This is a genomic window from Novosphingobium sp. (assembly GCF_965229225.1).
Taxonomy (GTDB): domain Bacteria; phylum Pseudomonadota; class Alphaproteobacteria; order Sphingomonadales; family Sphingomonadaceae; genus Novosphingobium.
In genome coordinates this window covers 2,170,401-2,195,592 of the sequence record NZ_OZ245867.1, presented here as the reverse complement: position 1 = coordinate 2,195,592, position 25,192 = coordinate 2,170,401, and the positions used below count along the sequence as shown (strand labels likewise).

At 65.6% G+C, this 25,192-nt stretch carries 23 protein-coding genes; 10 read left to right on the top strand and 13 right to left on the bottom strand.

Annotated features, from left to right (window positions below; all coding sequences use genetic code 11):
- Positions 1–79: 79 nt before the first annotated feature.
- Entirely contained in the window at positions 80–553 is a 474-nt protein-coding gene (locus tag ACO06X_RS10110; protein ID WP_298166160.1) for a DUF3576 domain-containing protein, read from the bottom strand.
- Between the two features lie 365 nt (positions 554–918).
- Here ACO06X_RS10110 and ACO06X_RS10105 point away from each other — a divergent pair, with 365 nt between their 5' ends.
- Positions 919–1,734 (top strand): hypothetical protein, encoded by an 816-nt coding sequence (locus tag ACO06X_RS10105; protein ID WP_421839784.1) that lies wholly within the window; start codon positions 919–921, stop codon positions 1,732–1,734.
- Between the two features lie 112 nt (positions 1,735–1,846).
- Entirely contained in the window at positions 1,847–2,569 is a 723-nt protein-coding gene (phbB, locus tag ACO06X_RS10100) for an acetoacetyl-CoA reductase (RefSeq protein ID WP_298166123.1), read from the top strand.
- Positions 2,570–2,614: 45 nt separating this feature from the next.
- Here the strand turns inward: phbB and ACO06X_RS10095 are convergent, their stop codons facing one another.
- On the bottom strand, positions 2,615–3,400 hold the full coding sequence (locus ACO06X_RS10095; RefSeq protein ID WP_421839783.1) for a DUF4019 domain-containing protein: 786 nt from the start codon (positions 3,398–3,400) through the stop codon (positions 2,615–2,617).
- Between the two features lie 61 nt (positions 3,401–3,461).
- Between ACO06X_RS10095 and ACO06X_RS10090 the strand changes: the two genes are divergently transcribed.
- Positions 3,462–3,698: a ribbon-helix-helix domain-containing protein gene (locus tag ACO06X_RS10090; RefSeq protein ID WP_421839782.1), complete on the top strand. Its 237-nt coding sequence runs from the start codon at positions 3,462–3,464 to the stop codon at positions 3,696–3,698.
- Here ACO06X_RS10090 and chrA read toward each other — a convergent pair.
- Both chrA and murA read right to left on the bottom strand, forming a co-directional pair.
- Positions 3,687–4,973, bottom strand: a complete 1,287-nt coding sequence (gene chrA, locus ACO06X_RS10085) for a chromate efflux transporter (RefSeq protein WP_421839781.1) — start codon at positions 4,971–4,973, stop codon at positions 3,687–3,689. The genes ACO06X_RS10090 and chrA overlap by 12 nt on opposite strands.
- Complete coding sequence (gene murA / locus ACO06X_RS10080; protein WP_421839780.1) at positions 4,973–6,256, bottom strand: UDP-N-acetylglucosamine 1-carboxyvinyltransferase; 1,284 nt, start codon at positions 6,254–6,256, stop codon at positions 4,973–4,975. The genes chrA and murA overlap by 1 nt, the downstream gene beginning before the upstream one ends.
- A gap of 126 nt (positions 6,257–6,382) precedes the next feature.
- On the opposite strand from murA, the gene galU reads away from it, so the two are divergent.
- Entirely contained in the window at positions 6,383–7,282 is a 900-nt protein-coding gene (galU, locus tag ACO06X_RS10075) for a UTP--glucose-1-phosphate uridylyltransferase GalU (RefSeq protein WP_421839779.1), read from the top strand.
- 9 nt (positions 7,283–7,291) lie between these two features.
- On the opposite strand, the gene ACO06X_RS10070 is transcribed toward galU, so the two are convergent.
- The 6 genes from ACO06X_RS10070 to glnE form a co-directional block, all read right to left on the bottom strand.
- Positions 7,292–8,593, bottom strand: coding sequence for a cytochrome P450 (locus tag ACO06X_RS10070; RefSeq protein ID WP_421839778.1), 1,302 nt, complete (start codon positions 8,591–8,593; stop codon positions 7,292–7,294).
- Between the two features lie 23 nt (positions 8,594–8,616).
- Positions 8,617–10,155 (bottom strand): acyl-CoA synthetase, encoded by a 1,539-nt coding sequence (locus ACO06X_RS10065; protein WP_421839777.1) that lies wholly within the window; start codon positions 10,153–10,155, stop codon positions 8,617–8,619.
- A 189-nt stretch (positions 10,156–10,344) separates the two neighbouring features.
- Positions 10,345–10,989 carry a M23 family metallopeptidase gene (locus ACO06X_RS10060; protein ID WP_421839776.1) on the bottom strand — a complete coding sequence of 215 codons (645 nt, stop codon included), beginning with the start codon at positions 10,987–10,989 and terminating at the stop codon, positions 10,345–10,347.
- 265 nt (positions 10,990–11,254) lie between these two features.
- A complete protein-coding gene (locus tag ACO06X_RS10055) occupies positions 11,255–12,049 on the bottom strand; it encodes a ferritin-like domain-containing protein (protein WP_421839775.1) in 795 nt (264 codons plus the stop codon).
- 7 nt (positions 12,050–12,056) lie between these two features.
- Positions 12,057–12,530 carry a peroxiredoxin gene (locus ACO06X_RS10050; RefSeq protein ID WP_298166141.1) on the bottom strand — a complete coding sequence of 158 codons (474 nt, stop codon included), beginning with the start codon at positions 12,528–12,530 and terminating at the stop codon, positions 12,057–12,059.
- Positions 12,527–15,256, bottom strand: coding sequence for a bifunctional [glutamate--ammonia ligase]-adenylyl-L-tyrosine phosphorylase/[glutamate--ammonia-ligase] adenylyltransferase (gene glnE / locus ACO06X_RS10045; RefSeq protein ID WP_421839774.1), 2,730 nt, complete (start codon positions 15,254–15,256; stop codon positions 12,527–12,529). Before glnE ends, ACO06X_RS10050 begins: the two co-directional genes overlap by 4 nt.
- A gap of 128 nt (positions 15,257–15,384) precedes the next feature.
- Between glnE and ACO06X_RS10040 the strand changes: the two genes are divergently transcribed.
- Genes ACO06X_RS10040 through ACO06X_RS10020 form a run of 5 tightly spaced genes read left to right on the top strand, consistent with a single transcriptional unit; the run spans position 15,385 to position 22,061 of the window.
- Complete coding sequence (locus ACO06X_RS10040) at positions 15,385–17,091, top strand: M28 family metallopeptidase (RefSeq protein WP_421839773.1); 1,707 nt, start codon at positions 15,385–15,387, stop codon at positions 17,089–17,091.
- Positions 17,092–17,094: 3 nt separating this feature from the next.
- Positions 17,095–18,081 carry an agmatine deiminase family protein gene (locus ACO06X_RS10035; RefSeq protein WP_421839772.1) on the top strand — a complete coding sequence of 329 codons (987 nt, stop codon included), beginning with the start codon at positions 17,095–17,097 and terminating at the stop codon, positions 18,079–18,081.
- A gap of 39 nt (positions 18,082–18,120) precedes the next feature.
- The gene (gene wecB / locus ACO06X_RS10030; protein WP_421839771.1) at positions 18,121–19,242 is read left to right on the top strand and encodes a non-hydrolyzing UDP-N-acetylglucosamine 2-epimerase; all 1,122 of its coding nucleotides are present in this window, start codon (positions 18,121–18,123) and stop codon (positions 19,240–19,242) included.
- Positions 19,232–20,551 (top strand): UDP-N-acetyl-D-mannosamine dehydrogenase, encoded by a 1,320-nt coding sequence (wecC, locus tag ACO06X_RS10025; protein WP_421839770.1) that lies wholly within the window; start codon positions 19,232–19,234, stop codon positions 20,549–20,551. Before wecB ends, wecC begins: the two co-directional genes overlap by 11 nt.
- Before the next feature lie 40 nt (positions 20,552–20,591).
- On the top strand, positions 20,592–22,061 hold the full coding sequence (locus ACO06X_RS10020) for a hypothetical protein (protein ID WP_421839769.1): 1,470 nt from the start codon (positions 20,592–20,594) through the stop codon (positions 22,059–22,061).
- Here ACO06X_RS10020 and ACO06X_RS10015 read toward each other — a convergent pair.
- The 3 genes from ACO06X_RS10015 to ACO06X_RS10005 are packed head-to-tail and all read right to left on the bottom strand — an operon-like array spanning position 22,002 to position 23,877.
- The gene (locus tag ACO06X_RS10015; protein ID WP_421839768.1) at positions 22,002–22,991 is read right to left on the bottom strand and encodes a sterol desaturase family protein; all 990 of its coding nucleotides are present in this window, start codon (positions 22,989–22,991) and stop codon (positions 22,002–22,004) included. The genes ACO06X_RS10020 and ACO06X_RS10015 overlap by 60 nt on opposite strands.
- A complete protein-coding gene (locus ACO06X_RS10010; protein WP_421839767.1) occupies positions 22,988–23,425 on the bottom strand; it encodes a hypothetical protein in 438 nt (145 codons plus the stop codon). The genes ACO06X_RS10015 and ACO06X_RS10010 overlap by 4 nt, the downstream gene beginning before the upstream one ends.
- A gap of 17 nt (positions 23,426–23,442) precedes the next feature.
- Positions 23,443–23,877: a TIGR01244 family sulfur transferase gene (locus ACO06X_RS10005; protein ID WP_421839766.1), complete on the bottom strand. Its 435-nt coding sequence runs from the start codon at positions 23,875–23,877 to the stop codon at positions 23,443–23,445.
- Between the two features lie 398 nt (positions 23,878–24,275).
- Between ACO06X_RS10005 and ACO06X_RS10000 the strand changes: the two genes are divergently transcribed.
- Positions 24,276–25,067 carry a cold-shock protein gene (locus tag ACO06X_RS10000; RefSeq protein WP_421839765.1) on the top strand — a complete coding sequence of 264 codons (792 nt, stop codon included), beginning with the start codon at positions 24,276–24,278 and terminating at the stop codon, positions 25,065–25,067.
- Positions 25,068–25,192 lie beyond the last annotated feature (125 nt).

Here is a 25,192-nt window from a genome sequence, read left to right as displayed (position 1 = left end):
GGTCGGCAGTCATGCCGCCCCCTCTAGGGAGCGGCGCGGAGCCGTGCAACTGTCAGGCGAAGGTAAACCCGCCCGGAATTCAGCCCTGGACCAGCGTCTGCCGCCGCAGATCGCGCGCTTTGGTGAGGATGATGTCTTCCAGCTTCTGGACAGTGGCGGCCTGAACCGGGGCATCGACCCAGTTTCCGGCCTGGCTCACCTGGCGGCTGGCGGCGATCCGCAGCGCATCCGCGCGCAGATCCTGGTCGAGGATCGAGACGGTGAGCTTCATTCGCTCGTTCGGGTTGCGCGGATTGGCGTACCAGTCCGTCACCACCACGCCGCCGTTGCTGTCGGTCTGCACGAGCGGCATGAACGACAGCGTCTCGAGCGTAGCGCGCCACAAGTAGGCGTTGACGCCGATCGTCGTCACCTTGCTGGCCGCGAGGTCCAGCTTGGGGCGCGGCTTTCCGCCACATCCCGCCACGAGGCCGGTTGCGGCGATAACGAGCAGGCCGGTTGCGATGCCCCGGACGAGCGAAGAAGAAATGCGGGGGCGTGTCGTCACGTGCATACTGTCCTTGCTGGCGGGCGCCTGCGCGGCCTCGCCGTGCGTCCTGCCTTGTGAAATCCGCGCCTTTGCGACGCCTTGCGGCTGGCGCTCTATCACCCCCGCGCCGCGCGCCGCAAGGGCCATGCAATGAATGGCAGATTGCGGCTTATGCCAGTATGAATGAGCAGGGCCCGGTTGTCGGCAAAACGATGACCTGTGGGCCAGGTGCAACAGGTTTGCCAAGACACGCTGTCAGCGGACCAGAAAATCGTTGTCCTACTGGAAATTATCCTTCGGGCACCGTATGTCCCACTTACAGAGCGCGTGTTCAGATTCGCTGGTGTGGCGATTTGCGTGGCTCGGTAACGGGAAAGTCCAGGCTGGCCATGAGTGGCAAGACGATCAAGGGAGCCAAATCGCACGGAGTTTTCCGTGCGCGCGTGCTGCCGTTGTTCGGTTGCGCGCTGCTCGGCATGGTCGCGGCGCCCGCGCTTGGCAGCGCTTTGGCTGGCGGCTTCGTCTCTTCACCGGTGAGCCTCTCGGCGCGCGGCGGAATCGGCTCGTTCACGCCTGCGTCGGTTGATCCCAAGCTCGTTTCGGAAATCACTGCGCAGATCCAGGGACGTACTCCCGGTCATGGCCGGCTGTTCCGCTTCACCCCCGCCGGGATGGAAAATCGTCCTGATCGCGCGGTGACGGTGGCTGTGCGAGTCAACGAAATCGGCTCGCAAAACCTTGTCGTTCGCACGTCGCTGCCTGCGGGAGTGAGCGCACCCGGCGCTGCGCCGATTCGGATCGCGCCGATGGTCTACAATCTCGGCCTTGCCCGCGGCTATCAGAGCTTCGCGGCAACACCGGGTGTCTCGCGTGAGAGCGCGCGGCTCGATATCCAGCGTCTGGACATGCCTGACCTGCGCGCCATCGGCCGCAAAGACAATTTCATCACGCCTTCGTCCGGCGTTTCGTCGCGGCTTGCCCCGCGGATCGAACTCGATACGCGTGACCATGTCGGCCACACCCCGCGGACGTTCGAGAGCCAGAATGATTATCAGGTCGATCTGGGCGGAAGCTATCGCCTGACGCGCAACCTCGATGTGACCGCCGGCGTGCGGTACTCGCCCGAGCGTGATCGGCTTCGTCCGCTGACCGATGGCAAGAAGGATAGCCAGGCGGTCTACGTCGGAACCCAGTTCCGGTTCTAACCCTTGCCGTTGTGAACCGATGCGGTGCGGACATATGCCCGCTGCCTAAGTGCTTGTCGGCCAGCAGCCTTGCGTTTACCCTCCCCGCGATGGATTGGAGAGGGAGAAGACAATGACGCGCGTTGCTGTGGTTACCGGGGGTACTCGGGGTATCGGTGAAGCCATTTCCCTCGCGCTGCAGGCGCAGGGCCGCACGGTTGTTGCCAACTATGCAGGCAATGAGGAAAAGGCGCGCGCGTTCACGGAGCGGACCGGTATCAAGGCCTATCGCTTTGATGTGGGCGATCATGAAGCGACGCTTGAAATGTGCGCGCAGATCGCTGCAGAGGTCGGTCCGATCGACATCGTGGTCAACAATGCCGGCATCACGCGCGACGGCGTGCTCCACAGGATGACTTTCGACGACTGGAACGAGGTGATGCGCATCAACCTCGGCGGCTGCTTCAACATGGCCAAGGCCACGTTTCCCGGCATGCGTGAGCGCGGCTGGGGCCGCATCGTCAACATCGGTTCGATCAACGGGCAGGCGGGCCAGTACGGCCAGGTGAACTACGCTGCGGCCAAGTCCGGCATCCACGGTTTCACCAAGGCGCTGGCGCAGGAAGGCGCCAAGTACGGCGTGACCGTGAACGCCATCGCGCCGGGCTATATCGACACCGATATGGTCGCGGCAGTGCCCGCGCCGGTGCTGGAGAAGATCGTCGCCAAGATCCCGGTCGGCCGCCTCGGACAGGCTGACGAGATCGCGCGCGGCGTTGCTTTCCTGACCTCGGAAGACGGGGCTTTCGTCACCGGCTCGACGATGAGCATCAACGGCGGCCAGCACATGTATTGATCGGTGATTGCCCCGCCCTTTCTTGGGCGGGGCAGCACCTCGGCTTCACTCGACGGTAATTCCCGCCACCTTCCAGCCGTCACCTTCAGAGGCCATCTGAAGCATTTCCGTCACGCGGGTCTGATTGCTGTAGCGGGCCGTGAACGTGATTACCCAGTAGCCATTGGGCGGCGCGGCGGTGAAATCGACTGTCGCCAACTCGCGGGATATCGGCTTGCCGACCCGGGAACGCACCGATTGTGAGGCCTGCGCCCACCATTCGACCGTATTGAGCAACTGAAACGACTTGTGGGTGGCCTGCCAGCTCGCGGTCCAATCGTCACGGTCGAGCATGGCAAGGAAACGCCGCGCCGCATCTGTCGCAGCCGCTTCGCTCGCCGAAGTGGGCGTAACTGCGGCAGCGGGACTGGCGGGCGCACTGGCAAGCTCCATGGCTCCTGAAGGAGCGTGGGTGCCGGACTGGGCAATCAAGGCAAGCAAGGCAAGGCTGATGGTCATGGCGAGTCCTCCGACAATCCACCCGGCGCGGCGCCAATCGCCATCACCTGGGGCTGTCTGCCGGTCTGGATGCTCTGCAGCGGGCAGTGCTGCACCCCCGATTGGCTTGTCCCCCAGCAATTCGGGGTGATGAGCTTCGATCTGGTGCAGCAGTCGCGCTGCCTCTCGGCTGCTTGATACCGCCAGCTTGCGCCGGGCATCCCGCAGCCGTTCATGAATGGTGTGGACAGAAAGATCGAGGTGGCGCGCGATGGACTTGGCATCATGCCCGCCAAGCAGAAGGCGCAGCGTTTCCTTTTCCTTTTCGGTGAGTGCCTGATATCCGCTCGACATTCCGCCGATCTAGAGACGCCGCCTGTTGCGGGCCACCCCCAATAATTCGTATCTCCCGTCCATGGCCGTCCCATACCACCCACCCATCAAGCGCTCTGTCGAGATCGCCGGGCACAAGACTTCGATCAGCCTTGAGCCGCTGTTCTGGGATTGGCTGCGTGCGGCTGCTGAAGCGGAAGGCGTGCCGATCAACGCCCTTGTCGCGCGGATCGATGCCGAACGGATTGGCGCTGAAACGCCGCCGGGGCTCGCTGGTGCGATCCGCCTGTGGCTTGCCTCGCGGGCGCTAGAGGGCTGAGAGAGCGAAGCCCGCTGCCGCGGCGACGGCGAGCGTTGGCATGATCCCACGTTTCAGGAGGAAGAGCATCGCGGCGGCGCCGGTGGCGATCATGGCGGTGCGCCAGTCGAGGCTGGCGAAATCGGGCATTCCCGCTGCCGAGACGCGGCCAAAGAGCACATGCAAGGCAAACCACAGCGCCAGATTGGCGATCACGCCGACAACCGCAGCCGTGATCGCCGCAAGCGCGCCTTGCAGCTGTTCGGCGCGCTCCAGTCGGTCCATCCACGGCGCGCAGGCGAAGATCCACAGGAAGCAGGGGGCGAAGGTAACCCATGTGGTAAGGCCTGCGCCGAGCAAGCCGGCAACGAGCGGCGAGAGGCCCCCCGGATGGCGCCACGCGGCGATGAAGCCGACAAACTGCGTGACCATGATCAGCGGACCCGGCGTTGTTTCGGCAAGGCCGAGGCCGTCCGCCATCTCGCCTGGTGAAAGCCAGCCGAACCCGCTCACGGCCGCCTGCGCCATATAGGCGAGCACTGCATAAGCTCCGCCGAAGGTAACGACGGCGAGGCGGGAGAAGAACAAACCGACCTGCCACAGCACGTGATCGGGACCGAGCGTGACGAACACCAGCGCCATAGGCAAGCCCCAGATGGCGAGCCACACCGCGATGGTCTGGCTGGTCAGTACCACGAGCCGACGTGGGGCTTGCAGCGGGCCGTCGCCGGTTGCGGCATGGTGTGTGCCCAGCCACTGCGGCGCCCACTTCGCCGCTGCCGCGCCAAACAGACCGGCCGTCAGGATCACCAGCGGGAAGGGCGCGTGCAGGAGCGTCAGCGCCAGTGCGGCCAGCACCGCCAGCGCCAGCTTGAAGCGCGTGCCCAGCGCCCGCCGCGCCACGCGCACCAGCGCCTGCAGGACAACGGCCAGCACCGCCGCCTTGATGCCAAGGAACAGGGCCGCAAACCAATGGAGCCCGGCAGCCGCCACATAGAGCAGCGAAAGCCCCAGCATCACCACCGCGCCGGGGAGGACGAAGAGCAGCCCCGCGATCAGCCCGCCGCGCACACCATGCAGCCGCCAGCCGATCCATGTGGCGAGTTGCTGGGCTTCAGGGCCGGGCAGAAGATGGCAGAGATTGAGCGCGCGCAGGAACGCGCCTTGTTCAACCCACCCGCGTTCATCGACCAGTTCGCGCTGCATCAACGCGATCTGCCCGGCGGGCCCACCAAAGCTGAGACAACCGATCCGCGCGAAAACCCGGGTCAGTTCTGCCAGCGTCGGAACCGGCATCAGTCGCCGCCGACGCGCTCCACATCCGCACCGATCAGCGCAAACTTTTCTTCGAGCCGCTCATAGCCGCGATCGAGGTGATAGAGCCGGTGGACCTGCGATTCGCCCTCGGCAGCAAGCCCGGCGATCACGAGGCTCATCGAGGCGCGCAGGTCAGTCGCCATCACCTCGGCGCCGTACAGCTTGCTCACGCCGTGGACGATGGCGGTGCGGCCCTTGGTCTCGATATGCGCGCCCATGCGGTTGAGTTCGGGCACGTGCATGTAGCGGTTCTCGAAGATCGTCTCGGTCAGCACGCTCGAACCATTGGCAAGGCACAGCATCGCCATGAGCTGTGCCTGCATGTCCGTCGCAAGGCCCGGATAGGGCGCGGTTGAAAGCGTGACCGGGCGCAACTGGCCATCACTGGCAATGCGCAGGCCGCCGCGGACCTGCTCGACCAGCACATTCGCATCGCGCAGCGCCTGAATGGTAGCCGCCATGTCCTCGGCGCGCGCCCCGGCGAGCGTGATATCGCCGCCGGTGATCGCGGCCGCGCAGGCGTAGCTGCCAGCCTCGATGCGGTCAGGCATCACCATATAGGTCGCGCCGTGGAGCCGGTTCACGCCGTGGATGGTGATGTCGGACGTGCCGATCCCTTCGATCTGCGCGCCCATCGCGACGAGCAGGTTGCACAAGTCGACGATCTCCGGCTCGCGCGCGGCGTTGTGCAGCGTGCTGGTTCCCCGCGCGAGGACAGCGGCCATCAGCGCATTCTCGGTCGCGCCGACCGAAACGATCGGGAAGCTGTAATCGCCGCCCGGAAGGCCCCCATCGGGCGCGATCGCGCGGACATAGCCCGCCGCGAGCTCAATCTGTGCGCCGAAGGCTTCGAGCGCCTTGAGGTGCAGGTCGATCGGGCGGTTGCCGATGGCGCAGCCGCCGGGGAGCGAGACAGTCGCCTCACCCGCGCGGGCCAGCAGGGGGCCGAGAACCAGGATCGAGGCGCGCATCTTGCGGACGAGATCGTAGGGCGCGACTGTCGAAGTGAGGCGGGTGGCCTGCAAGGTCATCACCCGGCCGAAATCTTCAGGCCTTGCGCCTGCGATCGAGGTCGAAACGCCGAACTGGTTGAGGAGGTGCTGGAAGCCATCGATATCGGCAAGGCGCGGCAAATTGCGCAGCGTCACCGGCTCTTCGGTCAGGAGCGCGCAGGGTAGCAGGGTCAGCGCAGCATTCTTCGCGCCCGAGACTGGAACCGTGCCGGAAAGGCGATTCCCGCCACGAATGATGATCTTGTCCATCGCGGTCGTTTACCGCTTTTGAGGCCTTGCGCAACAGGATCGAAATGATGGCGCACTAGCACCACGTTATGCCACAGTGCGGGTGAGGCCGTTACCGGCCGTTCAGCAAGGGGGATCAGACACGACATGTCCGGTAGCAATGCATCGCAGCCCGTCCGCAAGCCTGTCCGCAAGGCGGTGTTCCCCGTGGCAGGCATGGGTACGCGCTTTCTCCCTGCGACCAAGGCGATCCCGAAGGAAATGCTGCCGATCATCGACCGGCCGCTGATCCAGTATGCGGTGGACGAGGCGCGCGAGGCGGGCATCGAGCAGCTGATTTTCGTGACCGGTCGCGGCAAGACGGCCATCGTCGAGCACTTCGATACGGCTTTCGAGCTTGAGCGGACAATGGCCGATCGCGGCAAGGACCTCTCGATCCTTGATGCCACCCGCATCCTTCCCGGCAATCTCGTGACCGTCCGCCAGCAGGTGCCGATGGGCCTTGGCCATGCGATCTGGTGCGCGCGCGCGATCGTTGGTGACGAGCCTTTCGCGATTTTCCTGCCCGACGAGCTCATGATCGGCTCGCCCGGTTGCATGAAGGAGATGGTGGAGGCCTACAACGAAGTCGGCGGCAACCTCATCAGCGTGCTTGAAGTGCCGGAGGAGGAGGTTTCCAGCTACGGCGTGATCGCCCCCGGTGCGCGCATTTCGGACAAGCTTACCGAAGTGACCGGGCTGGTCGAAAAGCCGAAGCGCGAGGAAGCGCCTTCGAATCTCATCATCTCCGGCCGCTATATCCTCCAGCCCGAAGTCATGCGCACGCTGGAAGGTCAGGAAAAGGGCGCGGGCGGCGAAATCCAGCTGACCGATGCAATGGCGCGCATGATCGGCGAGCAGCCGTTCCACGCGGTCACCTTCACTGGGCGCCGGTTCGATTGCGGCAGCAAGGCTGGCTTTGTCGAGGCGACGCTTTCGCTCGCGCTTGAGCGCCCCGACATGGCGGACGACGTCCGCGCCATCATGCAACGTCTGCTGGCGCAGTAACCCGGCGGCTCAGGCCGCCTTCCACCGCAGGGGAAGGCGCTTGAGCCCGCCGACGAAGGTGGACTTGGCGCGTGCGGGTTCGCCCGCGAGTTCCACGCTGTCCAGCCGGTCGAGCAGCACTTCGAACAGGATGCGCATTTCGAGCCGCGCGAGATGGAGCCCGAGGCACTGGTGCGCGCCCGCCCCGAACGCCAGGTGTCGGTTACCCTCGCGCGCCGCGTCGAACCGGCGCGGATCGGGGAACTGCGCCGGATCGTGGTTGGCCGCGACGTAGTTGAGCATCAGCCAGTCGTCCTTGGCGATCTTCTGCCCGCCGAGCTCGGTATCGACCGAGGCGGTGCGCATGAAGTGCTGCACCGGCGTCGTCCAGCGGATCGCTTCCTCGACGATCCCGGCCAGCAGGGTGCGGTCCGCCTTGACCCGGGCAAACTGCTGCGGATCGCGCGCCAGGGCCAGCATTGCCCCGGCGGTGGAGGCGCTGGTCGTATCGTGCCCCGCGCTGGCAGTGATGATGTAGTAGCCGGCGGTCACCACATCATCGAGCGGTGCGCCGTCAATCGTGCCATTGGCGATGATCGTGGCGACGTCATCCGTGGGGTTCTTGCGCCGCTCGGCGGCTAGCGCGGCGAAATAGGCCTCGAAGTCCTTCACCGCGCCAGCCACGATCTGGGTGATCATTTCGGGCGGCAGGTCCTTGATGCCGGACTGGTTGAGCTCCTCGTCCTGCCCGCCGAACATCTGCTGCGTGAGCACGAGCATGCGCTGCTCGTCCTCCTCCGGCACGCCGAGGATCTGCATGACCACGTGGAGCGGATAGGGCGAGGAAACGAGCTTGGTGAAATCGCCCTCACCGCCTGCGGCCAGAAGGCGGTCTACTGTGGCCTCCGCGATCTTGCGGGTGCGCTCCTCGATCGTGCGCAGGTTCTTGGGCATGAACCATTCCTGCGTCAGCCGGCGCAGCTTGGGGTGCAGCGGCGCATCTAGCTGCACCAGGGATTGCACCAGATGCGGACTGCCGCCGGTGATCGCGCGGGCGAGCGCATCGGTGCTGCGCAGCGTGAACACGGTGGGCTTGGGATGGTTGAGAAAGGTCGCGTTGTCCTTGCTTGCGGCCATCACTTCATCGAACCCGCTGACCAGCCAGAACGGCTCGTGCAGATCGACCGACGAGACCACCTTCGCCACCTGCAAGCCTTCACTGCGCAGCACATCGAACTGATCGAGCAGCGGATCCCACGCGGCATAGGCGGCGGGATCGATCACGGCGCGGCCGATTTCCTCGGGAACGATACGGTCGGCGGTAGTAGCCATGGAATGCGTCCTTGAATGAGGGGTCAGGCAGCGGCTGCAGCGGCGGCCTTGTATTCGTCGCGCAGCAGCCGCTTGAACAGCTTGCCGGTGGGCTCGCGCGGGAGCTCGGCGCGGAAATCGATCTGGCGAGGGAGCTTCACCCGGCTCAGCTGCGGGGCGAGCCATGCGGTCAGCTCCTCGGCCAGCGCGTCGCCTGCGTCGGCAATGTCATGCGGCTGGACGACGGCGACGACACGCTCGCCCATGTCGGGATCCGGGGCACCGATCACGGCGACATCGGCGACCTTGGGATGCGTGATCAGCAGGTTCTCGATCTCTTGCGGATAGATGTTCACCCCGCCGGAGATGATCATGAAGCTCTTGCGATCGGTGAGGAAAAGGTAGCCGTCATCGTCCTCCCAGCCCACATCGCCAAGGCTGGTCCAGCCGTGTTTGTTGGTGGCGTCACGCGTCTTGTCGGGATCGTTGTGGTAGGCGAAGGGATTGCCGCCTTCGAAGAAGACCTGGCCTTCGGTGCCACGCGGCACTTCGTCGCCGTTTTCGCCGCAGATGCGGATCGTGCCGAGCAGCGCGCGGCCAACCGAACCGGGGCGCTCCAGCCATTCGGGGCTGGAGATGAACGTGAAGCCGTTGCCTTCGGTGCCGGCGTAATACTCGTTGAGCACCGGGCCCCACCATTCGATCATCGCGCGCTTGACCGGCACGGGGCAGGGCGCAGCCGCATGAATCGCACCGCGCAGCGACGAGAGATCGTAGCGCGTGCGCACTTCCTCCGGCAGCTTGAGCATGCGCACGAAATGGGTGGGCACCCATTGGCTGTCGGTCACCTTGTAGCGTTCGATCGCTTCCAGCGCCTTTTCGGCATCGAACTTTTCCATGCAGACCACGGTGCCGCCGAAGCGGTGAATGGTCATCGACCAGCGCAGCGGCGCAGCATGGTAGAGCGGCGCGGGCGAGAGATAGACCGCATCCGGGCGAATGCCAAAGGGGCCGCCTGCGAGCATGATGAGCGAATTGGCACCGCCAATTGCCGGGTCCTCCGGCAGTGGCACACGGACACCTTTGGGTTTGCCCGTGGTGCCGGAAGAATAGAGCATGTCGCAGCCCGCCCGTTCGTCCGTGATGGGCTCCACTGGCATGGCATCCAGCGCAGCGGCGAGGTCAAGCTCGCCGCTGCCGCCGAGGCGAAGCTGGGCGACTTCGGGCGCCAGCGCAGCGACAGCATCGAGCAGCGCCGTGAGCGCGCCCGAGCCGACCAGCAGCTTTGCGCCGCTGTCCTGCGCGATATAGGCGACTTCGGGCGGGGTGAGGCGCGAGGATATGGCGACGTAGACAATCCCCGCGCGCTGCGCGCCCCAGCACAGCGAGTAGAAAGCCGGGTGGTTCTCGAAGCAGAGCGCGATGGTATCGCCGATGCCGATCCCGCGCGAACGCAGCAGTTGGGCGAAGCGGTTGCTTTGCGCTTCGAGCTCTCCGTAGGTCACGACCTCGCCGCTACCGGACATGATCACGGCAGGCTTTTCGGGGTTGGTCTTAGCGTGGACGCTGGGGTGGTAGTGCATGCGCATCCTCTCAGGATCGGCGGCTCGATCAGGCCGTTGTTTCCGAGAGTTTAACCGTTCGATTAATGCGTGCAACGGGATTCGTCAGCGGTTTGCATTTCCGCACCACGCGCGGATGCCAGAAAAGAAGAAGGCGGCGTTTCCGCCGCCTTCATCCCATCCTCTCCAAGATGACTTTTGTCGCGGCGCTTAGCGCACCAGCGGGGCAGGAACGTCGCTCTGCGCCAGAACGGTGTCGGTCGAGACACCCGGTGCGACGGTCTGCATATAGGGAATGGGGTTCACCGCCTCGCCACCGATGCGCACTTCGTAGTGCAGGTGCGAACCAGTCGAGCGGCCGGTCGAGCCGACGTAGCCGATCACGTCGCCCTTGCGGACGCGCTGGCCTTCGGCAACCGCGATACGCGACATGTGGCCGTAGCGCGTTTCCATGCCGCCGCCGTGCTCCAGCTCGACGAACAGGCCGTAGCCACCAAACCAGTCGGCCTTGCCGACAACGCCATCAGCCGAAGCGTGGATCGGGGTGCCGGTGGTGGCGGGAAGATCGATGCCCTTGTGCGCGCGCAGACCGCCGAGGACGGGGTGAACGCGCATGCCGAAGCCGCTGCTCATGGCGCGGTTCGATGAAACAGGAACGAGCGAGGGGATCGAGACACCGCCATTACGCTGGGCGGGGGCAGCAGCGCCAAGTGGCCCACCCGTTTCAAGGGCCTTCCAGCTTGCGAAGAGCTTGTGAAATTCATCATCGGCGGGAGCAGCGGTGGTGCCGTTGCGGGCAGCTTCGGCAGCGCGGAGCGGGGCGGCAATATCGGCCGACGCAGCGCTGTTCGCCATGGCGGGAACCGAGAAGAAACAGGCAAGGGCACCGATTGAGCCAAGTACCAGCTTCGTAATCTTGTTGTTAACCATTACGACCCGCTAACCCTTAATCGCCCCGACCGTGCAGCATCAGATGCGCTGCATATTATCGGAGCCGACCCACCTGGATCTTGCCAACGGCCTGCCGGATCATCCCGGTCTGCCTGGCAAGCTCCCTGAGGACTTAGCGGAAACCCCTCCCGCTGCCTCGACGGGATCGGGTTAGGGGGAAGTGTCTTGATCAGACAACCCCTGACATCAATTCGTACGATAAACCGGCTGCACGACGCGCCGAGTCGTTGAACGGTGGCTTAACGGCCCCTCGAAAATGCCGTGCAACAAGCGCTTTCCACAAGGCTGGTGGTGATTCATGGCGCTCATCGCACAGTTTCAGGAAGTGCGTTGTGCCGTAGCGCACATGCCGAATCTCGTCGTTCAGAATACGCTCGAGAATCCGCGCCGAGCGCTGATCGCCTGCTGCCGCGAAGCGCTCGATGGTGACCGGAGTCACGTCGAGTCCGCGCGCTTCGAGCACCATGGGGACCACGGCCAACCGGGCTGCCAGATCATGCGCGGTTTCGCGCGCGGCGTCCCACAGCCCGTCATGCGCGGGCAGTGCGCCATAGTCCGAGCCGAGGGTGCGCAAACGGCGCGCGAGCAAGGAGAAGTGCATCGCCTCGTCCGCCGCCACATCAAGCCAATCGCTGACGAAGTCCGGCCCGCGCTCGGCGCCGAATCGGCCTGCCGCATCCAGCGCCAGGTCGATCGCAACGAATTCGATATGCGCGAGGGCATGGAGCAGCGCGAGCCGGCCGCGCTCCGAACCGCCACGCCCGCGCTTGGGCATGTCGTTCGGCGGCAGCAACTTGGGCCGTGCCGGGCGGGCTGGCTCGTCAGGCATTGCCGCGTCGAACGCGAATGCCAGCCGTCCGGCCGCCCATTCGCGCCGCACCGCGCGCGTTGCCATGGCCTTGGCCGAGGGATCGGCGGTGAGCATGGCACCACGGATTGCCGCAGCAATGCTGGTCCTAGTCATTGCCCGGTCAAAGCGCCTTGGCGGCGGCGAGCACCTCTTCGGCGTGACCCTTGACCTTTACCTTGGGCCAGACCTGCGCGATCGTCCCATCCGCCGCGACGAGATAGGTCGTGCGCTCCATGCCCATATAGGTGCGGCCATACATGGATTTCTCGGTCCAGATGCCCAGCGCGTCCGAAAGGCCGCCTTCTTCCGCATCGCTGGCGAGCGGTGCGGCGAGACCATGCTTCTCGATGAACTTGAGGTGCTTCTTCGGCGGATCCTTGCTCACGCCGAGCAGCGCGGTGCCGGCCGCATCGAACTCGGCTGCGAGCGCGGAAAAGTCCTTGTTTTCCGTGGTGCAGCCGGGTGTATCGTCCTTGGGATAGAAGAACAGCACCAGCTTGCGGCCAAGAAAATCGGACGGCTTCACCGTGCCGCCTTCGGGAGTGGTCATGGCAACATCAGGCAGTTTGCTGCCCGCGCCGATGGTCTCGCTCATTCGTGGATCTCCAGTTCCTCGTCAAAAATGGTGTGCCAGCAGGCCGCGATATCGCGGCGGGCCGCCAGCACGGCAGTCAGCAGGCCCGGCCAATCGGCGAGACCGCACGCTTTGGCAACGATAGCGCGGCTGGCTTCGGGCGGATAGCGTCCGTCGGGGGCAACGAGGCGCACGACAATGAGCAGCCGCGCCAGCAGATCGTGCGCGGCGCGCAAGGGGGCCGGCAGCAGACCTGCCGAGATAAGGGCATCGACTGCACACCCGAGATCGGGATCGAGCGCGGTACGCTCGCGCAGCTGCAGATAGTGGACGAGGAACTCCAGATCGACGAGCCCGCCGCGCGCCAGCTTCACGTCGAGCGGGCCCGCTGGCGGCTTGTGCTGCGCCATTTCGACGCGCATCGCATGGACATCGGCGCGCAGCTTCTCGCCGTCGCGCGGGCGGTGCAGCACGTCATCGATGATCGCCGAAAGCGCGGCGCAGTCTTCGGGCCGTCCGAACAGGGGCCGCGCCCGGCACAGCGCCATGTGCTCCCAGGTCCACGCATCCTCGCGCTGATAGCGCGCAAAGCTCTCAAGACTCACCGCGAGCGGCCCTTGCGCACCGCTTGGCCGCAGACGGACGTCCACTTCATAGAGTGCGCCCGCCGCAGTCGGGGCGGACAGCGCTGCGATCACCCGCTGGGCGAGCCGGTTGTAGTAAAGCGTGCTGCCAAGCGGTCTGGCTCCGTGTGATTCGCCGGTGTGATCTCCGCTGAACAGGAACACGATATCGAGGTCGGAGGCATGGGTGAGGGCCGCGCCGCCCAGTCTGCCGAGCCCGAGGATGACGAGTTCGCTGCCGGCGATCTGGCCGTGGGCGCGGACGAATTCGCCCCGCGCCGCCTCGGTGAGTACGAGAATCGCGGCTTCGGCGATGCGCGAAAGGGCGGCGGCAACGTCGAGCGGATCGCGCCAGGTTTCGCTTGCCTGGCTTTCGATCAGTTGCACGCCGAGTGCAAAGCGCCACTCACCGACCTTTCGGCGGACGGCATCGAGCAGGCACTGGTAATCATCGCCCGCCTCACAGCGCCGAAACTCGGTGGCGAGGCTTTCGACACTGCCGGGCAGATCGAAGGCGCTGCGATCGATCAGGGTGTCGAGCAGGTCCGAACGGCGGGCGAGCTCGTCGGCCAGCGTGGGCGCGTGGGCAAGCACGCGCATGACGACGCCGAGCAGCGCGGGGCGCGCCTCGAGCAGCTGGAAGATGTTGATCGCGCTGGGCAGCCCGGCGAGCAGACCTTCCCAGCGCAGCAGCGCGCGTTCGGGATCGGGCGCTGCGGCCAGAGCGCCGAGCAGCGTGCCGCGCAGACGCGCAAAGGCGGCGCGGGCTTCGGCGCTGCGCAGGGCGCGGTACTGGCCGTTTTCCCAGCTTTCGATTCGTGTGGCGAGCGGGCCTGGATCGGCAAAGCCAAGCGCCTGCAGTTCCTGTTCGAGTGGGCGGGCGGTGACGGGGACCGCCCCGCTTGGCGCATAGGTGGCGATCAGGTTGTCGAACCGGCTGCCGACGGCCTCCGAGATTCGGGCCAGTTCTTCCACCAGCGCCGCGCCGGATCGAAGGCCCTCCAGCCGCGCCACGGCATCGAGTTGCGCGGGATCGGTCGGCAGGCTGTGCGTCTGCTGGTCCGCGATCATCTGCAGTCGGTGTTCGAGTGTGCGCAGCCGGTCGTAGCTGTCGCCAAGCAGCGCGGCGTCATCGGCAGTGACGATTCCCGCCTCCGCCAGTGCGTCGAGCGCCGCGCGGGTGCCGCGCAGGCGCAGCGCCGGGTTGCGGCCACCGTGGATCAACTGATGCGTCTGGGCGAAGAATTCGACCTCGCGGATGCCGCCGCGCCCGCGTTTGAGGTCATACCCAGGGCCGACGGCCTGCCCACCGGCGTAGTGGTCGCGAATGCGTGTAGTCAGGCGTCCGATCTCGGCAATCGCGCCGAAATCCAGGCTGCGGCGCCAGACGAACGGGCGGATCGCATCGAGGAAGACCTGCCCTGCGACAACGTCCCCTGCTGCCGGACGCGCACGGATATAGGCAGCTCGCTCCCATGCCAGTGCGCTCGATTCGTAGTGCGTGATGGCGGCGACAAACGGCAGCGCCAGCGGTGTGACTTCGGCCGCAGGGCGCAGGCGCAGATCGACGCGAAAAACGTACCCCTCGCTCGTGACCGTGCTCAGCAACTCGACCACGGTGCGCGCGATGCGCTGGGCCGCTTCGGCGGGATCGTCGCGCTCGCGGCGCGGCAGGAGGTCGGGATCGTAGAGCAGGATCGGGTCGATGTCGGACGAGTAGTTGAGCTCGCCCGCGCCGTGCTTGCCGAGCGCGATGGCCGAAAAGCCCTGCGGCGCTGCATCGGGTACGCGGCGGCGCATTGCGGCGATGATCGCGGCATCAAGCGCACAATCGGCAAATGCGGACAGTTCGGTCATCACCCGGGCGAGCGGAAGCGCGCCGGCGAGATCCCCGATGGCAAGAGTGACAGCAAGCGCGAGTCGTTGCCGGCGCAGGGCGATGCCGGTGTCAGGCTCCCCGGACCCTGCCTGATGGGCGGCGGCCAGCGCATCCTCGATGCGGCCGGCCCTGAGCAGCGCCTCGAGATCGGGCAGCCGGTCCAGGCCGCGGGCGAGGAACGGCGCTTCGGTGCGGGCGCGGTGGAGGGCGTGCGCCCAGTCCGCTGTCTGGCTGGTGCCGGTCATGGTTCCGCGATGCCCGGTCGGCGCCGTGCGATCAAGCGCATGCGTGCGGCTTGCCAGCACGCGGGGGCTCTGCCACCTGTGCCGCCATTGCCAGAACCGGCGCTTTGAATGCCATGAGGGAATTGAGGATGAAGATCAGCAAGTCGTTTGGTCGCAAGGTCTTGGGCCTGATGTGCGGTGCTGCGCTGGCAATGCCGCTGGCAGCAAGCCACGCTGCGTCCGCAGTGCCTCCGGTCGATGAGACACTGATGCGGGAGACGATCCGCACGCTGTCGTCTGACGAGTACGAAGGTCGCGGGCCGGGCACTGCTGCAGAGCCGAAGACGCTCGACGCGATCATCGCGCGGTTCAAGGCGGCCGGGCTTCAGCCTGGCAACAAGGGGCAAGATGGCAAGCCGACGTGGCTGCAGGATGTGCCGACGGCAACGATCACCGCAACCAATCGCAGCCCGCTCACCATCACCGGCGGCGCCCCATCCTCAGCCTTCACCCCGCTGACATTCCAGCCGTCGACCGAATTCGTGGCAGGCAGCTATCGCATTACGCCGCATACCGAAGTGAAGGACAGCGAGCTGGTCTTTGTCGGCTATGGCATCAACGCGCCCGAACTGGGCTGGAACGACTATGCCGGCATCGACATGCACGGAAAGACCGCCGTCATCCTCGTCAACGATCCGGACTATGCGATGGAAGGCGAGAACGGTCTCTTCCGCGGTCGCCGCATGACCTACTACGGGCGGTGGACCTACAAGTTCGAGGAAGCTGCGCGGCAGGGAGCCACGGGAGCGCTGATCATCCACGATACCTTCCCGGCAGCCTATGGCTGGCAGGTGGTCGAATCGAGCTGGTCCGGCGCGCAGCATTTCGTGCAGACCGCCAACGATGGCGCAGATCAGACCGTGGCGAACGGCTGGATTCAGAAGCCGGTGGCGGAGGCAATCCTCAAGGCGGCCGGCAAGGATCTTGCGGCGCTGACGGCTGCGGCGCAGGCGAAGGGCTTCAAGCCGGTGCAGCTTGGACTCAAGGCCAGCCTCTCGTTCGACAACACGATCGAGAAGGCCAATTCGCACAACGTCGTAGGTCTGCTGCCGGGCAAGACGCGTCCCGATGAATACGTGCTCTACAGCGCGCATTGGGACCACCTTGGTCGCTGCAAGCCCGATGCGACGGGTGATGACATCTGCAACGGCGCGGTCGACAATGCGACCGGCGTTGCCGCACTGGCGGCACTGGCCAAGATGAACGCCGCCGCAGGCGGCACGGCGCGCAGCCAGGTTTTCCTTGCCGTCACGCTTGAGGAGTCGGGCCTGCTGGGCTCCGAATACTATGCGCAGAACCCGGTCTACCCGCTCGCGAAGACGGTGGGCGGCGTCAATATGGATGCGCTGGCGGTGGGTGGCCCCGCGAAGGACATCACGGTTGCCGGGGGCGACAAGTCCGAGCTGACGACGATCCTGCGCAAGGTCGAGGGCGAGATGGGCCTCAGCGAATCGCCGGAGGAGCATCCCGAGCGCGGCCATTACTACCGCTCCGACCACTTCAGCTTCGCCAAGCGCGGGGTGCCGATGTTCGATGTCGCCCGCGGCACCGATCTTGTGGTGGGCGGCAAAGCGGCCGGGCAGGCTGCTTCGGATGACTACACCAACGTGCGCTATCACCAGCCGAGCGATCAGTATCAGGAAAGCTGGGACATTTCGGGCATGGTCCAGGATGTGAAGCTGTTCTACCGGCTCGGCCGCGAACTCGCCGACAGTTCGGTCTGGCCGAACTGGCACCCGAGCGACGAATTCCGGGCGATCCGCGACAAGAGCCTCGCCGAAGCAAAGGGCAAGTAACCCATGACCAAGACTGCGCTGCGAATGCCGCCGGAATGGCATCCGCAGGACTGGCTCTGGATCGGCTTCCCGCATCTGGCGGAGGAATGGTCCGGCGTGATCGACGCCGCGCAGGAGCAGATTGCCGCCTTTGCCAGCGCCGTTGCCGATAGCGGACAGGAAGTCCGCCTGATCGTGCGCGACGGAGCCAACGAGGCGCGCGCGCGCAGTCTGGTGTCGAGCGCGGTCACGCTGGAGCGCCGGGTCTACGGCGATGTGTGGTTGCGCGATACGGGGCCGCTGGTGGTGTGTGGGGGCGAAGAGCGGCGCGCGCGGCTGTTCGGCTTCAACGGCTGGGGCGGCAAGTATCTGATGCCTGGGGACGAGGCGATCGGCGCCGATCTGGCCGAAAATGCCGGGCTTCCGGCTGACCGTTGCGACTGGATCCTCGAAGGCGGTGCGCTTGATGGTGACGGGACAGGCCTTGTTGCGACGACGGCGCAGTGCCTTCTCAATCCGAATCGTAATCCATCACTGGCAAAGGCCGATCTTGAAGCGCGGCTGGCGCGTGATCTCGGTTACGAGCGCGTGCTGTGGCTCGGGGATGGCCTCATCAACGATCATACCGATGGCCATGTCGACAACCTTGCGCGGTTCGTGGCGCCGAACCGGCTGGCGCTGCCGCGCGCGACGGGGCCGGGCGATCCCAATGCGACGATCTATGCCGATGCGTCAGCGCGGGCGCGTGATTTCGGAGTGGAAGTTGTCGAGGTTCCTTCGCCGGGTCTGGTTGAATGGGGCGGGATGATCCAGCCGGCGAGCTACATGAACTTCGTGATCGCCAACGAGGTGGTCATCGTTCCGGTGTTCGGAACGCAGCATGACGATGATGGCGTCGCCGCGATTGCGGAACTCTTTCCCGGGCGCGCGGTCATCGGGCTCATGGCCGATGCGGTGCTTGCAGGCGGCGGCGGTTTCCATTGTTCCAGCCAGCAGATGCCTGCAGCCTGATTATGCGCCCCTTAACCGGCGCATGGTAGGGGCAGGCGCATGACACAGACTATTCTCGTGGTTTTCGGTACGCGGCCGGAAGCGATCAAGATGTTTCCGGTGGTGCATGCACTTGCCGCCGATCCCGCTTTTCGCGTCGTGACCTGCGTCTCGGCGCAGCACCGCGGCATGCTCGATCAGGTGCTGGCGATCGCCGGGATCGTGCCGGATCATGATCTTGATCTGATGAAACCCGACCAGACGCTCGACGGCCTCACCGCTGCGCTGCTCACGGGCCTGGGCGGGGTGATGGACGCTGAAAAGCCGGACTGGGTCGTGGTGCAGGGCGATACCGCCACGGCGATGTCCGGCGCGCTCGCGGCGTACTACCGCAAGATCCCCGTCGCCCATGTCGAGGCGGGGCTGCGCAGCCACAATATCTATCACCCCTGGCCCGAGGAGGTGAACCGCAAGATTATCGGCACCATTGCCGCACTCCATTTTGCGCCGACCGAGACCTCTGCCGCGGCGCTCAAGGCCGAGAACGTGGCCGCCGATGCCATCCACGTGACAGGCAACACCGTGATCGATGCGCTGCAATGGGTGAGCGCCCGGATCGAAGCCAACCCTGCGCTGGCAAGTGGTCTTGCGGGCCTTGAGGCACGGTTCGCGGGCAAACGGATCATCGGCGTCACCAGCCACCGGCGCGAGAACTTCGGCGGAGGGCTGGAAGCGATCGCGGAGGCGATCCGGCAGATTGCCGCTCGCCCCGATGTGGCGCTGATCTTCCCGGTTCACCCCAATCCCAATGTGCGGGGGGTGATGGAAGGCGCGCTAGGCGACCTTCCCAACGTCGCGCTGATCGAGCCGCTCGACTATCCGCACTTCGCGCGCCTGCTGGGCCTGGCCGAAATCATGCTCACCGACAGTGGCGGCGTGCAGGAGGAAGCGCCCGCGCTCGGCAAGCCCGTCCTCGTCATGCGCGAGACGACCGAGCGGCCCGAGGGCGTCGAGGCCGGCACGGCGCGGCTCGTGGGCACCGACTCAGCTCGGATAGTTTCCGAAATCTTTACTCTGCTCGACGATAAGGCTGCCTATTCGGCAATGGCGCGCGCGCACAATCCCTTCGGGGACGGGCACGCCGCGCGGCGTATCGTGGAGCTCTTGGGGAATGTCCGCTAAAATCGGAAATGGCGATCAGAAGCCGCGGGTCTGCGTTGTCGGTCTCGGCTACATCGGACTTCCCACTGCTGCGATCATTGCCCGTTCCGGCTGCCCGGTGCTCGGCCTCGATGTGACGCAGCACGTGGTCGACACGATCAACCGCGGCGAAATCCATATCGAGGAAGTCGATCTCGACGGGCTGGTGCAGGGCGTGGTCCAGCGCGGCCTGCTGCGCGCATCGACCCAGATCGAGCCCGCCGACGTTTTCGTCATCGCGGTGCCGACCCCATTTGCCAAGGACGGCCACCACACGCCGGACATCTCGTATGTGCAGGCGGCGGCGAGCGAAGTGGCAGGTGTGCTCAAGCCCGGCGACGTTGTGATCCTCGAATCGACCAGCCCGGTGGGCACGACCGATGCGATGCGTGATCTGATGGCGGGCCTGCGCCCGGACCTGAAATTCCCCGGCCTGACGCGCGAGACACCGGACGTCTCGATCGCCTATTGCCCCGAGCGCGTGCTGCCGGGCCGCATCCTCGAGGAACTGACCAACAACGACCGCTCGATCGGCGGGATTACCCCCCGCTGCGCACGCAAGGCGCTCGCCTTCTACAAGCGCTTCGTCCGGGGAACCTGCATCACCACCGACGCGCGCTCGGCAGAGATGACCAAGCTGGTCGAGAACGCCTACCGCGACGTGAATATCGCGTTCGCCAACGAGCTTTCGATCGTGGCGGACCGCATGGGTCTTGATGTGTGGGAAGTGATCCGGCTGGCCAACCGCCACCCGCGCGTCAATATCCTGCAGCCGGGGCCAGGCGTGGGCGGGCACTGCATCGCCGTCGATCCCTGGTTCATCGTGGCGAGCGCGCCCGACGATACCCCGCTGATCCGCACCGCGCGCGGGGTCAACGATCAGAAGATGCACCACGTGATCGCGCGGGCCACCGAGCTGATCGAAGCGCAACCCAATGCGCGCATCGCGTGCCTCGGCCTCGCGTTCAAGGCCAACATCGACGACTTTCGTGAGAGCCCGGCGCGTTTTGTCGCAGCGCGGATCGCCCGCAAGTACGGCAATCGCGTGAGCATCGTGGAGCCTTATGCGAATGCGCTGCCAGTCGAATTCACCGACACCGGCGCAAGCCTGATCGATCTCGACGATGCGCTGGAGACCTGCGACCTGCTGGTCGTGCTGGTCGATCACGACGTGTTCAAGGTCGTCCCGCTCGCTGAGCGCAGCGGCAAGGTGGTCTACGACACGCGCGGCATCTGGCCGGACCAGCCGGATGCGGAGAGTGCCGGCACCGCGCTGCGGCTTGCCAGCTGAGCTCATGCGGGCGAGCCTGCCCGTGGCCGGAAGGATCGCCATGAGACTACCCCTTTGGCTGGCCGTCGGTCTCGCGGTCCTCGGCACCATCGGCTGCAGCGGCCTCGGCAGCGAATCGAACGCGCAAACGACAGCGCGCGGCGCCGGCACCGGGCAGCAGACGGCTGTGCCGCCGCTTCAGCCAGTAGTCCCGCTGGAGCTGCCGCCGCCGCGCACGCTGGCCGAATATGCCGCACACGATGCGACCTACCCGTCCTACATGCCGATGCAGGGGCTGCGCCGGCCCGCCAACCGCTTCTTCGTGAAGTGCGATGCCTCGCAGGCGGCAGGGCGCGAGGTCTATCAGGGCAACGATGTAGCTTCGCTCTATGGCCGCGCCGAAGGCGGCCTCGAGTTCATCTACGAAGCCCGCGACCGGGCCGGGCGCCCTTGTGTCTATCCCTTTGCGCCCAACCTGCCGAGCATCGTCGGCAATCTCGACGGTACCCAGTACATTTTCCGCTCGTCGGTACCCGGCGAGCGGGTGACATTCCGAAGCGGCGATCAATGGGCTGTCCTGCGCATGCGTGCGCTGGAAATGGGCCGAAGCCGCATTCATTTCGAAATGCGGGACATCGAGCTCGATTTTCCCGGTGCGATCCAGCCGATGGGCGCGCTGCATCTGGAGACGTTCGGAGGTGCGCCGCCCGGCCTGTTCACGGCGGTCATCCGGCGATCACGGCTGTTCGGCGGCAAGAACGCGATCTTCGTGCCCAGCGGTGAGACCATGCTCTATGCCGAAGACAGCGAGATCGAAGGCAATGTCGGCACCAACAACGATCAGGAGCACAGCACTTACATCAACGGCACGCTGGTTTCCCATTTCCGCAATGTGAGCTGGAAGGGCCAGCTAGGCTGGAGCAATATCGCAAGCGGGCACCAGCTGAAGGACAAGGCCTATTTGCGCGTCTACGAGAACGTGCGCGTTTCGAACGCGCCGGGCAGGGGTTCGCCTTCTGCGATGCCGCTCATCGATGCGACTTCGTTCGGGTTTACCTGGGCGAACAACCTCCGGATCGATCGGGTCGCGCCGCTGCAGGAGCCGCGCGATGCGCTCGTCGATCTGCGCAGCGAGATCCTATATGGCAATCCGCAGCACTATCCCTGGCCGGTGATCGCCACGTCCGAATGGCGGATGCCGCCTGCGGCGCTCGGTGCGCTTGATCAGGTGTACCTGTCGGTGTTCTTCAACACCGAGGTGCACAGCTTCCGCACCGAGCCGTATGTCTTTGCGCTGCGCCCATGGGGACGGGGGTTCACGCCCGGGACTCCAACCATTGCGGGCGAAGGCCTAACGACTCGCGCCGAACAGCGCGCTGTCTCGCTCGCATTTGGCACGCGCGGAACCTTCAGCAAGGTCTACTCCGCAGACGGCTGGACTTACGCCAACCCGAGGCTTGCGGACGATATGCTATGGGTGGCTGACCGCGACGCCTTCATCCGCCATGCGCTGGGGCTTATCAGGCGCTAGGCCGCCGGTGCGCTCCAGCCAGCGGGCGCGGATCGCATCGCTTGTGTCGCGGCTGCCGTCGTGGCTCCAGCCGGGCTCTCGCACCAGATAGGCCAGCTTGTGGCGCCACGGGGCCGCCGCAAAATCCTTCGCTATGCCTTTCCATTCGTGGAAAACGCTGTGGAGCAGATTGAAGGTGCCGAGCTGGCGGATCACCCCGTAGCGCGCCGGTTCTTCGTCGAGTTCGGGCTGGAACGTGCCGAACAGGCGATCCCAGAACATGAACACGCCGGCGTAGTTGCGGTCGAGATAGAGCGGGTTCGTCGCGTGGTGGACGCGGTGGTGCGAGGGCGTGTTGAACACCCATTCGAACCATGCCGGCATGCGGCGCACGGCTTCGGTGTGGATCCAGAACTGGCCGACGGTGTTGGCCGCGCCGGCAGTCAGCAGCATTTCCGGGGGCACGCCCATGAACGCAGGCCAGATGCGGAAGACGAAGGAAAGCGCGATAAAGCCCGTCCAGGTCTGCCGCAGCGCCGTGCTCAGATTGTAGTGCTGGCTGGTGTGATGGTTGACGTGCGCTGCCCAGAACCAGCGGACGCGGTGGCCGGTACGATGCGCCCAGTAGTAGTTGAAATCATCAAGCAGCAGCACCGCAATCCACGACCACCAGGCATAGGGCACGGTTGCAATGCGGTGCGCGTAAAGCCAGGTTGCGGCGGCGTAGATCGCGCCTGCCACCAGCGCACCGGCGATCGTGCTGCCAAGGCCCATCAGCAGCGAGGTCAGCATGTCGCGCGCTTCGTAAGCGTCTGGCGCATGGCGGCGCGCCCATGCGATCTCGATCAGGATCAGCGCGACGAATGCCGGCACCGCATAGGCGATCACGTCGATCGGATGGGTGATCGGCGTGCCGAGCGCGGCGATGACCGAGGCCATTGTCTCGTTCATGCGCGTGTTCCCAGTCGGCGCAGGCTGGCGGCCCAGATTTGCGCCTGATCGCCCAGATCAAGGGTGATGCTGCCAAAATGCGGATCATCGGTTGAAAGCGTGATGAACCCGCGATCGAGCCGCGCGCCAACATGCGACGAAAGGAGCCGCCCGGCGAACCTCGCACCGTGCCGCCGGATCAGCATCACCTCGCCGGCCGCATTGCGCAGCAGTGCGCCGATGCGTGCGCGGTCGAGCGCGACATCGACCGGATCGAATCCGCAGCGCGCTTCCTCGGCAAGGGCGCGAGCCTCGGCTTCATCGGCGATCCGCACGTCGCTGCCCATGCCGAGCGCGCGCACGATCACGAAGACCAGCAGCACAGCTGCAAGCGAACCGATTGCCTGCAAGGCAATGCCCGCGCCGGGAAGCGCAAGGAAGGCGTCCAGTGCCATCGCGCGGATCGCCTGCCTCAACGCGCCTGCGCGGCGAGGAAATCGAGCTGCGGCGTGATCGGGCTCACGTCATAGCCTGCACCTGCGGCATGGGCTGCGATCGCATCCGGCGTCATGCCCATCTTCGCTTGCGCCAGTGCCCAGAGCAGCGTGGAGCGGGTGCCGGAGCGGCAATAGGCCAGAACCGGTTTGTCGCCAGCTGCAGCAAGGGCTGCTTCCATCGCTTCGACCTGCGGCATGGAGAAGCCCGCATGCGTGACGGGGATCGCGACATAGGCGATGCCGACTGCGTTGGCAGCGGCTTCGATTGCGGCACCCGGGGTTTGGTCCGGGGACTCGTCCTCAGGCCGGTTGTTGATGATCAAGCCTATGCCCAGCGCCTTGGCTTCGGCCACGTCCGCAAGCTCGATCTGCGGGCTGGCGAAGGTCTTGTCGTCGATCTTGCGAAACATGAGGCTATCTCTCTCCAGTGCCGCCGCACCGTTCACGCCGTTGCGGTGTTGTCTCTATGTCTTGCGCAAGCGGGGCGCCAGCGGCCGTCATCCCGGCGCATGCGGCCATACCGAAGGGGCAGCCGAAGGCGAGGACAAATGCATCGTTTCAGCTTTGCCGAAAGCCTCCGGCGAGGGCAAGTGCCGCCTGAACATGGTAGAAAGGCCACACCCATCTGCCGCCAAGTCCTGCCAAGCAACGAATCCGTTCGCGCTGGAGCCTTTTGTTGGTTATAGTCTTAAGTGCAGAGGATCAGGCGAGCGGAGTCTCGCGCATTTCCCTTGTTGTGCCGTCGGCAGCCGCGTCCGGCTTGCGGCACCCAGGAAAGCAGGGGCGGAACGAAGGTTTATTGGTTTTTATGGGTTTTGACAGAGGGCGGCGGGGTCGCGGACGCGACAAGCGCGATGGTTTCGGTGACGAGGGCGGCTTCGACCCTTACGGCGGCGGCGGTGGTTTCGGCGGCGGCGGCTTTGATCGCGGCGGCTTCGGCGGCGGCGGTGGCGGTCGCGGTGGTTTCGGCGGCGGTGATCGCGGCGGCTTCGGCGGCGGCGACCGTGGCGGCTTCGGCGGCGGTGATCGCGGCGGCTTCAGCGGCGGTCCCCGCGGCGGTGGCGGCGGTGGTGGTGGCGGCTTCGGCGGTCCCCGCGGCGGCGGCATGCCTGCCCAGGTCGTCGGCACCGGCAAGGGTGTGGTGAAGTTCTTCAACGGTCAGAAGGGCTTTGGCTTCATTCAGCGCGAAGACGGTGGTGAGGATGTGTTCGTCCACATCAGCGCTGTCGAGCGTGCAGGCCTTGAAGGTCTTGCCGAAGGCCAGCAGCTCGAGTTCAATCTCGTCGATCGCGGCGGCAAGATCTCCGCAGCCGATCTGCAGGTCGTGGGTGACGTGATTGCGGTCGCGGCCAAGCCCGCCGCGCCGCAGCGCCAGCTGACGGGTGAGAAGGCTACCGGCACGGTCAAGTTCTTCAACGCCATGAAGGGCTTCGGCTTCATCACGCGTGATGATGGCCAGCCTGACGCGTTCGTGCACATCAGCGCGGTCGAGCGTTCAGGCATGCGCGAGCTGAACGAGGGCGACAAGCTCGAGTTCGATCTCGAGGTCGACCGGCGGGGCAAGTACTCGGCGGTCAACCTGACGCCCCGACAAGACTGAGATTGGTGCGGGGTCCTTCGGCCGATGGCCGAAGCCCTGCGCCACCGGCATTTTTAGATGGCGGCCCTTCGGGGTCGCCATTTGTCGTTTACGACAACACTCCCGGCACAGCGGGAGCCGAAGCA

Coding starts and splice junctions, on each gene's coding strand:
- ACO06X_RS10110 (WP_298166160.1), bottom strand. CDS start 553: ATGCACGTGACGACACGCCCCCGCATTTCTTCTTCGCTCGTCCGGGGC.
- ACO06X_RS10105 (WP_421839784.1), top strand. CDS start 919: ATGAGTGGCAAGACGATCAAGGGAGCCAAATCGCACGGAGTTTTCCGT.
- phbB (WP_298166123.1), top strand. CDS start 1,847: ATGACGCGCGTTGCTGTGGTTACCGGGGGTACTCGGGGTATCGGTGAA.
- ACO06X_RS10095 (WP_421839783.1), bottom strand. CDS start 3,400: ATGTCGAGCGGATATCAGGCACTCACCGAAAAGGAAAAGGAAACGCTG.
- ACO06X_RS10090 (WP_421839782.1), top strand. CDS start 3,462: ATGGCCGTCCCATACCACCCACCCATCAAGCGCTCTGTCGAGATCGCC.
- chrA (WP_421839781.1), bottom strand. CDS start 4,973: ATGCCGGTTCCGACGCTGGCAGAACTGACCCGGGTTTTCGCGCGGATC.
- murA (WP_421839780.1), bottom strand. CDS start 6,256: ATGGACAAGATCATCATTCGTGGCGGGAATCGCCTTTCCGGCACGGTT.
- galU (WP_421839779.1), top strand. CDS start 6,383: ATGTCCGGTAGCAATGCATCGCAGCCCGTCCGCAAGCCTGTCCGCAAG.
- ACO06X_RS10070 (WP_421839778.1), bottom strand. CDS start 8,593: ATGGCTACTACCGCCGACCGTATCGTTCCCGAGGAAATCGGCCGCGCC.
- ACO06X_RS10065 (WP_421839777.1), bottom strand. CDS start 10,155: ATGCACTACCACCCCAGCGTCCACGCTAAGACCAACCCCGAAAAGCCT.
- ACO06X_RS10060 (WP_421839776.1), bottom strand. CDS start 10,989: ATGGCGAACAGCGCTGCGTCGGCCGATATTGCCGCCCCGCTCCGCGCT.
- ACO06X_RS10055 (WP_421839775.1), bottom strand. CDS start 12,049: ATGACTAGGACCAGCATTGCTGCGGCAATCCGTGGTGCCATGCTCACC.
- ACO06X_RS10050 (WP_298166141.1), bottom strand. CDS start 12,530: ATGAGCGAGACCATCGGCGCGGGCAGCAAACTGCCTGATGTTGCCATG.
- glnE (WP_421839774.1), bottom strand. CDS start 15,256: ATGACCGGCACCAGCCAGACAGCGGACTGGGCGCACGCCCTCCACCGC.
- ACO06X_RS10040 (WP_421839773.1), top strand. CDS start 15,385: ATGAAGATCAGCAAGTCGTTTGGTCGCAAGGTCTTGGGCCTGATGTGC.
- ACO06X_RS10035 (WP_421839772.1), top strand. CDS start 17,095: ATGACCAAGACTGCGCTGCGAATGCCGCCGGAATGGCATCCGCAGGAC.
- wecB (WP_421839771.1), top strand. CDS start 18,121: ATGACACAGACTATTCTCGTGGTTTTCGGTACGCGGCCGGAAGCGATC.
- wecC (WP_421839770.1), top strand. CDS start 19,232: ATGTCCGCTAAAATCGGAAATGGCGATCAGAAGCCGCGGGTCTGCGTT.
- ACO06X_RS10020 (WP_421839769.1), top strand. CDS start 20,592: ATGAGACTACCCCTTTGGCTGGCCGTCGGTCTCGCGGTCCTCGGCACC.
- ACO06X_RS10015 (WP_421839768.1), bottom strand. CDS start 22,991: ATGAACGAGACAATGGCCTCGGTCATCGCCGCGCTCGGCACGCCGATC.
- ACO06X_RS10010 (WP_421839767.1), bottom strand. CDS start 23,425: ATGGCACTGGACGCCTTCCTTGCGCTTCCCGGCGCGGGCATTGCCTTG.
- ACO06X_RS10005 (WP_421839766.1), bottom strand. CDS start 23,877: ATGTTTCGCAAGATCGACGACAAGACCTTCGCCAGCCCGCAGATCGAG.
- ACO06X_RS10000 (WP_421839765.1), top strand. CDS start 24,276: ATGGGTTTTGACAGAGGGCGGCGGGGTCGCGGACGCGACAAGCGCGAT.